General features: G+C 71.9%; 5 protein-coding genes. 1 reads left to right on the top strand and 4 read right to left on the bottom strand.

What is annotated here, in order from left to right; translation table 11 throughout:
- Position 1: 1 nt before the first annotated feature.
- Entirely contained in the window at positions 2-913 is a 912-nt protein-coding gene (locus tag IE168_RS02865) for a DnaJ C-terminal domain-containing protein (RefSeq protein WP_189495027.1), read from the bottom strand.
- A 178-nt stretch (positions 914-1,091) separates the two neighbouring features.
- Between IE168_RS02865 and IE168_RS02860 the strand changes: the two genes are divergently transcribed.
- Complete coding sequence (locus IE168_RS02860; RefSeq protein ID WP_189495025.1) at positions 1,092-1,568, top strand: peroxiredoxin; 477 nt, start codon at positions 1,092-1,094, stop codon at positions 1,566-1,568.
- 34 nt (positions 1,569-1,602) lie between these two features.
- Here IE168_RS02860 and pbpC read toward each other — a convergent pair whose 3' ends face one another.
- The 3 genes from pbpC to gyrA form a co-directional block, all read right to left on the bottom strand.
- Positions 1,603-4,023 carry a penicillin-binding protein 1C gene (pbpC, locus tag IE168_RS02855; protein ID WP_189495023.1) on the bottom strand — a complete coding sequence of 807 codons (2,421 nt, stop codon included), beginning with the start codon at positions 4,021-4,023 and terminating at the stop codon, positions 1,603-1,605.
- A 96-nt stretch (positions 4,024-4,119) separates the two neighbouring features.
- A complete protein-coding gene (locus IE168_RS02850) occupies positions 4,120-8,991 on the bottom strand; it encodes an alpha-2-macroglobulin family protein (RefSeq protein WP_229823069.1) in 4,872 nt (1,623 codons plus the stop codon).
- 215 nt (positions 8,992-9,206) lie between these two features.
- Entirely contained in the window at positions 9,207-11,933 is a 2,727-nt protein-coding gene (gene gyrA / locus IE168_RS02845; RefSeq protein WP_189495019.1) for a DNA gyrase subunit A, read from the bottom strand.
- Position 11,934: the final 1 nt, after the last annotated feature.

The following is an 11,934-nucleotide window of genomic DNA, read 5'->3' as shown; positions in this document are numbered from 1 at the left end:
CTCAACGGCGCCGCCACTCTCCCGCGAACGCGTCGCGCAGTCCTTCGTAAGCCGCCGTCTGCGCCTCGTCGCGCGGCGCCGGGGCCTGCACCTCGAGCTCCACGATCTGGTCGCCATCGGCCTGGCCACCGCTGCCCGGCAGTCCGCGCCCGCGCAGGCGCAGCCGGCGGCCGGCCTCCGAGCCCGCGGGCACCTTCAGCTCCACCGTCCCGCCCAGCGTCGGTACGCCGACGCTGGCGCCCAGGGCCGCCTCCCACGGCGCCACCTCCAGCGCGTACAGGATGTTGCGGCCATCGACCTCGAATCGCGGATCGGTGGCGTACTCGACCTCCAGCAGCAGGTGCCCGCCGCGCTCGCCCTGCCCCGCCAGGCGGATCACCTGGCCCGGACGGATCCCGCGCGGCACCTTCACTTCCAGCGTCCGGCCGTTGACCGCGATGCGCATCGCCCCGCCCTTGTACACGGTGTCGAGCGGAACGGCCAGGCGCGCACGGGTGTCGCCGCGCGGTGGCGCGCCGAATCCCGGCCCGCCGCGCTGCTGCTGGGCCTGGCGCCGGAACAGGCTTTCGAAGAAGTCGCTGAAGCCGCCGTTGCCACCGCCACCGCCGCCGAACACCTCCTCGAAATCGAAGTCCTGCCCGCCGCCGTTGCCGCCGAAGCCGCCGGGCGGCGGGTGGATGTCGTCGCCGGGGCGGTAGCCGCGCGCGCGCAGCTGGTCGTAGGCCTTGCGGCGCTCGGGGTCGCGCAGCGCCTCGTAGGCCTCGTTGACGGCCTTGAACCGGTCCTCGGCATCCGACTCCTTGCTGACGTCGGGGTGGTAGCGTCGCGCAAGCCGCCGGTAGGCGGTCTTGATCTCGGCGTCGCCGGCGCTCGGCTCGACGCCGAGGATGGCGTAATAGTCCTTGAACTGCATGCATGCTCCAGTCGCGCGGCAACGGGGGCGCGGCGGCCGCGGCAGGGTAGCAATATCGGGGCGGCGCGCGGCAAGGCAAGCCCCGGTGGGCGCCGCGGGCGGGGGAAGGATGCATCGTGGCGTGGCACCATGGGCGGCGGTGGCCGATCGCGGCCGCCCCCGACCACACGGAGCCCCCATGTCCATCCAGCCCGGCGACGCCATCCCCGAAGTCACCCTCAAGCACATCGACGACGGCGTGCAGACCATCGACACCCCGACCCTGTTCGCGCACCGCAACGTGGTCCTGTTCGCGGTGCCGGGCGCATTCACGCCCACCTGCTCCGAGCGCCACCTGCCCGGCTTCGTGGAGAAGTTCGACGAATTCCGCGAGCGCGGCATCGAAGTCGCCTGCATGGCCGTCAACGATCCCTTCGTGATGCAGGCCTGGGGCGAGAGCCAGAACGTGCCGAAGGGCCTGCGCATGCTCTCCGACGGCAACGGCGACTTCGCGCGTGCGCTCGGCCTGGAAATGGACGCCAGCGCCTTCGGCATGGGCCTGCGCAGCAAGCGCTTCGCGCTCTACGCCGAGGACGGCGTGGTCAAGCAGCTGTTCGTCGAGGCGCCGGGCGAATTCAAGGTGTCGTCGGCCGAGCACGTGCTGGGCGCGATCTGAGGTTTCGCCGGCCGACGGGTCTCCCGCCGGCCGTTCACGGGGCGACTTCGAAGGCCAGGCTGGCCCAGGCGCCGCCCTCGGCCAGCGCGGTCAGCTGCTGGCGGCCGGGTTCGCCGAACTCGCGCCACAGCGGCTGGCTGCCGCGGGTGCGGCCGACCAGGCGGCCGTTGAGCAGCCACTGCACCTCGCCTTCGGCGCCGACTGCGCGCAGGGCCAGCCGCGGCGGCTTAGCAGATCCGGGCGCGCGCAGCAGCAGCGCGCCATCGTTGACGCCCTCGATGCGCAGGGCCACGGCGGCGGCGCGGCCGTCGTCGGCACAGTCCGGCGACAGCGACGGCAGGCGCGCGGCGGCACGGTCGGCGGCACCCAGCCAGGGCGAGGCCAGCGCCGGCCAGCGTGCGATCTGGCGCGGCTCGCGCTCATGCGCGGCCGAACAGTCGGCGGAAAGCCGGCGGCCGCTGGTCGCGTCCACTTCGATCCGCTCCAGGCCCGCGCTCCAGCTGCGGGCCTCGCGCTCGGGCAGCGTGGGCGGCACCGCGCCGTCGAGCACCCAGGCGTCCATCCGCCGCCGGCAGGCGCCCTCCGGCTGGTCCTCCAGCGCCGTTCCCAGCGGCCAGCACACCGTGCGCCCAGAGACGCTCGCCGGCTGCGGCAGGCGCGCGCCGTCACCGGCGCGCCGCGGCAGGCTGTCGAAGACCTCGAACAGCAGCGGCAGCGCGGTCACCGCGCCGTACTGGCCCGGCAGCGGCGTGCCGTCGGGGCGCCCCACCCACACGCCCACCGTGTACCGCCGCGTGGTGCCCAGTGCCCAGGCGTCGCGATAGCCGTAGCTGGTGCCGGTCTTCCAGGCCACGCGCTGGCGGCCGCCGGTGTCGAAGGTGTCCACGCGCTCGCCCGGGCGCGGGTTGGCGGCGAGGATCTCGTGCACGATCCAGGCCGCGCCCGGCGACAGCAGGCGGCGGTCGACCACCGGATCATCGGCGGCGTAGCGCACGCGCCCCGCGATGCCGCCGCGCGACAGCGCCGCGTGGGCGCCGACCAGGTCCTCCAGCCGCGCACCGGTGCCGCCAAGGATCAGGGTGAGATTGGGCCGGGTGCCGCGCGGGAAGCGCAGGCCGATGCCGGCATGGTCCAGGCGCGCCGCGAAGCGCGCCGGGCCGACCCGGTCCAGCAGGTCGACCGCGGGCACGTTGAGCGACAGGCGCAGCGCATCGGCCACCGACACCGGGCCGTTGAAGGCGGCATCGAAGTTGCCCGGGCGGTAGCCGCCGAAGGACTGCGGCGCATCCAGCAACAGGCTCTGCGAATGCACCAGGCCATCGTCGAGCGCCATGCCGTAGACAAAGGGCTTGAGCGTGGAGCCCGGCGAACGCCAGGCGCGCACCATGTCGACGTGGCCCAGGCGCGCGGCATCGCCGAAGGCTGCGGTGCCGAGATAGGCGCGTGCCTCCATGCGCTCGTTGTCGACCACCAGCAGCGCGGCCGAGGTGCGTTCCGGCAGCTGGCTGACGTAGGCCGTCAGGCGCTCTTCCAGGGTGCGCTGCAGGGCGGCGTCGATGGTGGATCCGATGCGCTCGGCGTGCGGATCGCGCGCGCGCAGGCGCTGGGCGAGGAGCGCGGCCGACAGCGGCGGCTGCAGGGCGCGCGCGACCACGGGCTCGATCAACGCGTCGTCGACGTCGGCGCGGCTCCAGCGGCCGCTCGCGACCATGCGTTCGAGCACCTTGTCGCGCGCGCGCCTCGCGGCCTCGGGCTCGCGGTCGGGGCGCAGGCGCGTCGGTGCCTGCGGCAGCACTGCCAGCAGCGCGGCCTCGGCGTGCGAAAGCCGCGACGCCGGCTTGCCGAGATAGGCCCAGCTCGCCGCCTCGACGCCCTCGATGGTGCCGCCGAAGGGCGCGCGCTCGAGGTAGAGCCTGAGGATCGCGTCCTTGGACAAGTGTGCCTCGAGCTGGATCGCGCGCAGCATCTGCCGCAGCTTGCCGGGCAGGCTGCGCGGATGCGGTTCGAGGATGCGCGCGACCTGCATCGTCAGGGTGGAGCCACCCGAGACGATCCGGCCGCTGCTGGCCGCCTGCCGCGCGGCACGCAGCAGGGCCACGGGATTCACGCCCGGATGGCGGCGGAACCAGCGGTCCTCGTAGGCCAGCAGCGCTTCGACGTACAGCGGCGACACCGTGGCTTCGGAAGCCGGATAGCGCCAAACGCCATCGGCATCGGCGAAGGCGCGCAGCGGGGTGCCATCGCGCGCGGTGACCAGCGTTGCGTGATCGCGCGCTTCCGGCAGGGGCGGCGGGAACGCCAGGTCGAGCGCAAGCAGGGACAGCAGCAGCGCCACCGTGCTCCAGCGCAGGAGCGCGGGAGCACGCCGACGCAGCCACCCGTTGCGAGCGGCGCCGTCGGCCGGAAGCACGGTCGCGGCGCCGGCCGGTTCAGCGACGGGAGCGCCCCGGACCATCAGTGCGGTGTCCTCCACAAGCCAGCCGCGGAGGACGGCCGGCGGCAGCGGTCCGCCAGGACGTCAGCGCGGCCACCGCCGCTTTTGCTGGAATGGTCACGGCTGCACCACCGTCAGGCGCTCCGGCACCGCGCGGCCGACACCGCGCAGCTCGGGCCGGTACATGTCCTCGGCCAGTGGCGGCGGCACGGTGTACTCGCCCGGCGTGACCGCGCGTACCAGGTAGAACACGTCCGCCGCGCGGCCCGCGTCGAGCTTGATCGCGGCGACGTAGCGGTCGTCGCGGAACTCCTCGTGCAGCAGCTCCGCGGCATCCCTGCGATCGCTCAGTCGGATGCCGTCGACCACCACGTCGGCCCAGGCCGAAGCGTCACCGAGGTTCATGTTCTCGACCTCCAGGCCCGCCGGCAGCAGTTCGGTGAGCAGTGCATCGGGCATGGCGCGGTCGGCGGTGAGGGTGACCCGCACCACCAGCGCTTCGCCCTCGCGCAGCGCACGCGGGGTCCAGGACTTGCCGTCGGTGGTGTACCAGCGGCGCTCGACGCGCAGCACGCTGTCGTCGGGCGCGGGCGCCGTGCGCGGGATGCCGGCCACGTCCATGCTCGCGTACAGCGGTGCTTCGCCCTGCGGCACCAGGCGCACGCCGGCCGCCATCGCCGCATGGTCATAGCTGCGCGAGAAGCGGCGCATCGGCTCCAGCGCTTCCTGCACGCCGGCTTCGGTCAGGCTGCCGGTGAAGGTCTTGCCGGCGGTTGTGCCCAGCTCGCGGCCCAGGCGCGCGATCGCCGCCTGTTCCTGCGTGCTCAGGTAGAACCAGCGCGCCTTGCGGCGGGCCTCCAGCTCGGCGCCGACCCCGCGCAGCCCGGCCGTGCGCCGCGGCGTGGCCAGGTCGTGCTTGCGCGCCAGGGCCTGCATCAGCGCGGCGTCGCGCAGCGGCGTGCCGTAGTCGCCCAGCCAGCCCGGGCGGTCGCCCTTCCAGGCGAAGGCCTCGTCCAGGGCCTTGTTGCCGCGCGTGGCGTCGCCCTGCAGCGACAGCGCAAGCCCCAGGTGGGCCAGAGGCATGGCGCTGCGGGCAGCGGCTCGATCGTTGTCATACAGCGCGCGCAGGGTGCCCAGCGGTGCGCGGTTGACGCGCGCCAGCACATAGCCGGCGTGCGCCTTGTAGGCCAGGCGCAGGTGGCTGCGGTTGTCGCGGCCGTAGAACTGCTGGCCGTCGGACAGCAGGTCCTCGGACAGGCGCGACAGCGTCCGCTGCAGCATCGCCTCGGGCACGTCGAAGCCGGCCTCGCGCGCGTCGAGCATGAACTCGGCGATGTACGGGGTGAGGGTCGGCTCGGTGCCGCCGCTGCCGCCCCACATGCTGAAGTGGCCCGAGCTGGCCTGCAGCGCGGCCAGCCTGCCCAGCGCGCCTTCCATGCGCCGCTGGCGGCTGTCGCCCGGCAGCGGCGACATGCCCCAGGACGTCGCGGTCGGCGCATCGAGCACCAGCGCCGCATAGCCCTTGCTGGCGGTCTGTTCCGCGCAGCCGTAGGGATAGCGCAGCGCGCCTTCGAGCGCGGCTGCGAAGGCGATCGGCGGCGTCGCGCTCAGGCCCAGGCGTGCGTTCACCGACCCCGGCAGCAGGCCCTCTGCCAGCGCCGGATCGAGCACCACCGGCGCCAGCGGATCGAGGACATGGCTGCGCGAGCGCAGCACCTGCGGCCATGGTGCGCGCACCGGCAGCTCGTAGCTGCGATCGACCGCAACGCCCGGGCCATCGACGCGCACCCGCACCTTGCCCACGTCGTGGCCGTCGAGCGCGCGCAGCGGGAAGGACAGGGTCGAGCGGCCGTCGACGGCAAGCTTCGCCTCGCGCGTGCCCTCCTCCACCCGCAGCGGCCCGACGCCCTCCACGCGCACGCGGAAATCACCCGCCTTGCCGGTGAAGTTGGACAGGTCGAGCGTGACCGTGGCGCGGTCGCCCGGCGCCATCACCCGCGGCATGCTGGCCTCGGCAACCAGCGGCGCGCGCACCAGCACCTCGCTGTCGCGGTTGCCATAGGCCTCGTCGCCGAACACCAAGGCCGACACGCGCAGGGTGCCGTTGAAGTCGGGCAGCTTGAACTCGACCGTGGCATTGCCCTTCGCGTCGAGCTTCACCGGGCCCGAGAACAGGTCGACGGTCTGCACGCGCGCGGTCGGGCGCCGCGCCTGCGGCAATGCTTCCAGACCCTGGTCGCCGCCGAAGCGCAGGCGCGCGGTGCCGCCATCCAGGCTCTCGATCACCCGGCCATAGACGTCATAGGCGTCCACGCCCAGGCGCCGCTGTGCGAAGAAGTGGCGGTTGGCGTCGGGCACCGGGTAGCGGGTGATGTTGAGGATGCCGACGTCGACCGCGGACACGGTTGCGTGCGCGGTCTTCCCGGCCAGCGCCGGCACGGCAAGCGTCACCCGCAGGGTCTCGTCGGGCTTCGCCTGCTTCGGCAGCGACAGGCCGACCGCCACGCGGCGGTCGCCGCGCGCCATCGGCACGTGGGCCACGCCGACCGCGCGCGCCGGGGTCACCTTGCTGGTGGCGCTGCCGCCGCGGAACACCAGGGCGGTCACGTACACGTCGTGGCGCTCCCAGTCTTCGGTCACCGGCACCTTGAACGTGCTGCCGGCGCGCGCGTCGATCGCCTGCACATGGAGCAGCCTGTCGCTTTCCACCAGCAGCAGGCCCTTGCCCGCGTGCGGCGGCGTGACCGTCACTTCCAGGGTGTCGCCGGCGCGGTAGCCGGTGCGGTCGAGCGCCAGCTTGACCTTGTCGGGGCGGGCGTCGAGGCCGCGGTTGTCGTCGTCCCAGCTCCAGCCGGCATTGAAGGGATAGCGGGTGACCAGGCCGGTGTCCGGATCGCGCACCTCCAGCCGGTAGCCGCCCCACTCCACCGGGAAATCGACGCGGGCGGCCGACGCCCCGGCATCCAGGCTGCGGGTCTCGACCACCTCGAACCGGCTGCTGTGGCTGTAGCTCCAGCCGGCGTCCTCGTCGAAGTTCCAGTGGTAGTCACGGCGCTCGCGCACCAGCTTGAGCTCGAGGCCCGCCAGTGGCCGCGGCTTGCCGTCCGCATCCACGCGCAGGATCTCGAAGCCCGCCCGGGCGTTCGCGTCGCTGCCCTCCTTGTCGTCGAACAGCGGGCGCACGCCGACCAGGGCATCGGCTGGCCACAGCACGCGCTTCAGGCTGCGGTTGACGGTGCGGCCGCCGCTTTCGTACAGGCTGCCGGCCACCACCACCGACACCGGCGTGTCGCCGCGCACTTCGGCGGGCAGCGGCAGCGTCTGCGCGAGCTTGCCGGCGTCATCCAGCGCAGTGTCGACCACGTCCTTCGCTTCGCGCGGCAGCTGCACCGTCGGGTCGCCGAAGAACCAGCCCGGCAGCGACTCCAGCGGATGCTGCTCCACCGCCACCGCCAGGCGCGCGGTGAAACGGTTGCCCGCGGCCGGCGCGCCGTAGAGGTAGGCGCCGGTGACGTCCATCTTCAGCGCCTCGCCCCTGGCCAGGCGCGCCTGCGGGCTTTCCAGCTCGAGCTTCATGCGCTCGGGCAGGAACTCCTCGATGCGCAGGTCCATGCCCTGGACCACGTCCTTGCTGGCCGGGTCGGTGCGGAACTCGACCTGCCAGCGGCCGGTCGGTGCTTCGGCCGGGATCTCCTTCTCGAAGCGGTAGTAGCCCTGCGCGCCCGCTTCCAGGCGCGATTCCACGAACACCTTGCCGTCGGGCTGCTTCAGGCGCGCGAACAGCGGCTGCGCCTTGCCGTCGGCCGCGGCCGGCACCGGTTTGCCGTCAGCGTCGCGCAGCAGGGCCGAAACGCGCACCGTCTCGCCCGGGCGATACAGGTCACGTCCCGACCAGGCGAAGACCTCGAACCAGGCCTGCCTGCGCCCCGCCACCGCGAACTCCGACAGGTCAAGCGCGGGCTGGTTGAACGGCAGCAGCGAGACATCGCTGCCGCGGGTGGCCACCAGCACCTGCGCGGCATCCAGCCCGTGGTTGAGCACGGCATTGCCGTTGCCGTCGGTTTCGGCCTTGAACACCGGCGCGCCGTCCTTGCCCAACACCTTCAGTTCGACCCCGCCCAGCGCCCCGCCGCCCTGCAGCGAGGCCGTGTGCACGAACAGCTGGTCGGCATAGGCGCGCACATGCAGGCCGATGTCGCTGACGCTGAAGAAGGCGGTGTCGTACATGCCGTCGAAGCTGCCGGCGCGCTTCATGGTGGCGAAGTACAGGCCCGGCTGCTGCAGCTCGGCGATGTCCTGCAGCGGCAGGTAGGTGACCGCGCGCTCGTTGCGCTCGCCACCGAGCACGAAGCGGTTCATGTACACCGGTTCGGCCAGGCGGGCGACGCTGCGCCCGTCACGGTAGTCGCTGTCCAGTTCCCAGCCGCTGCGGCGCCCGCCGCGCTGGTATTCGGCAAAGAAGCGCGGCAGCTCGGACTCGCGCACGCGCAGGAACTCGACGTCGACCTCGGCCACGTTCACCGAGACCACCGGCAGCCCGCGCGATTCACGCGCCGGCAGCACGCTGCCCTGCGAGGCGAAGCCGGCGGCGGGCTTCAGTTCGCCGGTGTAGACCTTCTGCTCGATGTCGCGGCCCAGGGTGCTGCCGTCGGCCGCGGTGAGCGCGGCGGAAATGCGCAGCGTGTACTCGCGGTCGGCCTCGGCGAAGGGGAAGCGCAGGACCTTGCCGTCGTCGTCCAGGCTCCAGCTGCTGTCCTCGCCCACCGGCTCGGCGAAGGTCAGCAGCTTGTCGAAGTCCTGGGTGCCCACCAGCGGCTGCGAGAACTCGACCGCCACCGACAGCGAGCTCTCGCTCTGGTCGGGCCAGGCGCGGACCAGGCCGAAGCCTTCCACGGTCGCGCGTTCGGCGACGATGGCCTCGCCACTGGGCGCGGGCAGCTGTCCGCCTTCGTTGCGCTTGCAGCCAGCGACCAGCGCGGCCACGAGCATGAAGCCCACGGCAAGCCGCCGCAGCCCGATCGATCGGTCGATTCCCTTCATTGCCGGTGCCCTTCAGGAGTAGCCGGCAGTATAGGAGCGCCGGCAGCGTGGACGACAACGCGCGACGCCACGGAACGGGGTCGGTGGATGCTGCGTCGTTTCGCGGTGGCAGGCCGGCGGATGCGAACCGGCCGGCGTCAACGGACGCCGGCCGCGTGCCGGGCTCAGTCGGTCGCGGCTTCGCCCGAAGCGGCGTCGCCATTGGCGGCGGACTCCGCGCCGTCGTCCTGGCCTTCACCCTCGTCACCATTGCCGATCGAACCGTCGACGCGCTCGATCGCCTGCAGTCGCTCGCCTTCGCCCAGCCGGATCAGGGTCACGCCCTGGGTGTTGCGGCTGACCACCGAGACCTCGGCGGCGCGGGTCCGCACCAGGGTGCCGCCGTCGGAGATCAGCAGCACCTCGTCCTCGCGGCTGAGCAGCACCGCGGCCACCAGCGCGCCGTTGCGGTCGGTGGTCTGGATGCCGATCACGCCCTGGGTGCCGCGGCCCTTGCGCGGGTATTCGGACAGGCGCGTGCGCTTGCCGTAGCCGTTCGCGGTGGCGGTGAGGACGTAGGCGTCGGGCTCGCCCTCGCGCTCGACATCGGCCGCGTCGCCATTGCCGTTGGTCTCCGTGCCGACGGTCGCCTCGTCGCCGGTGTCCTCGTCCTCGAGTTCCTCGAGGCTGCCGGCACGCTCGGCCACGATCAGGCTGACCACGGACTCGCCATGGGCCAGGCGGATGCCGCGCACGCCGGTCGCCGTGCGGCCCATGGCGCGCACCGCCGACTCGTCGAAGCGCACGGCCTTGCCATTGCTGGCGAACAGCAGGATGTCGCGGCCGCCGTCGGTCAGCTCGGCGCCGACCAGGGCATCGCCCTCCTCCAGGTTGATCGCGATCTTGCCGCGCGCCAGTCGGAACGCGAACTCGGTCAGCGGGGTCTTCTTGACCGTGCCGCGCGCGGTGGCGAAGAACACGTACTGGTCCTCGCGGTACTCGCGCACCGGCTGCACGGCTTGGACCTTCTCGCCCTCTTCCAGCGGCATCCAGTTGATCAGCGGGCGGCCACGCGCGTTCGCGCCGGCCTCCGGCAGCTGGTGCACGGGCAGCCAGAACACGCGGCCGCGGCTGGTGAAGGCCAGCAGGGTGTCGTGGGTGTTGACCAGCCACAGCTGGGCGATGAAGTCCTCGTCCTTGGTCGCCGCCGCGTTGCGGCCGCGGCCGCCGCGCTTCTGCGCGCGGTAGGCGCTGACCGGCTGGCGCTTGGCGTAGCCGGCCTGGGACACGGTCACCACCACGTCCTCGGGCTCGATCAGGTCGAGGATGTCGAGGTCTTCCTCGCTGGCGCGGATCTCGCTGCGGCGCGCGTCGCCGAATTCTTCCTTGACGTTGCGCAGCTCGGTGCGGATCACGTCCAGCAGCACGTCCGGATCCTCGAGGATCTCGATCAGGCCGCGGATGGTGTCGAGCAGCAGCTTGTACTCCTCGGTCAGCTTCTCCTGCTCCAGGCCGGTCAGGCGGTGCAGGCGCATCTCCAGGATCTGCTGCGCCTGGACCTCGGTCAGCTGGTAACCGTCGGCGAGCAGACCAACGCCGGCCGGCAGGTCCTCGGGCCGCGATGCCTCGGCGCCCGCCGCGCCCAGCAGCGAGCCGACCAGGCCCGGCTGCCACAGCTGCGCGAGCATGCGCTCCTTCGCCACCTGCGGGTTCTCCGAGGTCTTGATCAGCTCGATCATCTCGTCGATGTTGGCGAGCGCGACCGTCAGGCCTTCGAGGATGTGGGCGCGGTTGCGCGCCTTGCGCAGCTCGAAGATCGTCCTGCGCGTGACCACCTCGCGGCGGTGGCGCACGAAGGCTTCCAGGAAGTCCTTGAGGTTCAGCAGCTTCGGGCGGCCGTCGACCAGCGCCACCATGTTGATGCCGAACACCGACTCCATCTGGGTCTGCTGGTAGAGGTTGTTCAGCACCACCTCGGCGGAATCGCCGCGCTTGACCTCGATGTAGATGCGCATACCGTCCTTGTCGGACTCGTCGCGCAGCTCGCTGATGCCCTCGAGCTTCTTCTCCTTCACCAGCTCGGCGATCTTCTCGATCATCCGCGCCTTGTTCACCTGGTAGGGGATCTCGGTGACGATGATCGACTCGCGGCCGTTGTCGGCCACTTCGATGTCGGCCTTCGCACGCATGCGCACGCGGCCGCGACCGGTGCGGTAGCCGAGGTGGATGCCGCCGACGCCGTTGATGATGCCGCCGGTGGGGAAATCGGGGCCGGGGATGTATTCCATCAACCCGTCGATGTCGATCTCCGGGTTGTCGATCAGCGCGATCAGCGCGTCGACCACTTCGCCCAGGTTGTGCGGCGGGATGTTGGTGGCCATACCCACCGCGATGCCCGCGGAACCATTGACCAGCAGGTTCGGGAACCGGGTCGGCATGACCGTCGGTTCCAGCTCCTTCTCGTCGTAGTTGGGCTGAAAATCGACGGTGTCCTTGTCGATGTCGGCCATCAGCTCGTGGCTGAGGCGCGACATGCGCGCCTCGGTGTAACGCATGGCCGCGGCGGAGTCGCCGTCGATGGAGCCGAAGTTGCCCTGCCCGTCGACCAGCATGTAGCGCAGCGAGAACGGCTGCGCCATGCGCACGAGCGTGTCGTAGACCGACTGGTCGCCGTGTGGGTGGTACTTACCGATCACGTCACCGACGATGCGCGCCGACTTGTAATAGGGCTTGTTGCTGTGGGCGCCGAGCTCGGTCATGGCGAACAGCACGCGCCGGTGCACCGGCTTCAGTCCGTCGCGGACGTCGGGAAGTGCGCGCCCCACGATCACGCTCATGGCGTAATCGAGGTAGCTGCGGCGCATCTCGTCCTCGAGATTGACCGGGATGATTTCCTTGGCGAGCTCGGCCATC

The sequence above is a fragment of the Luteimonas padinae genome (genome assembly GCF_014652935.1).
GTDB classification, from domain to species: domain Bacteria; phylum Pseudomonadota; class Gammaproteobacteria; order Xanthomonadales; family Xanthomonadaceae; genus Luteimonas; species Luteimonas padinae.
Note: the sequence above shows the minus strand (reverse complement) of the source record. Positions and strands in the feature narration are given on the sequence as shown.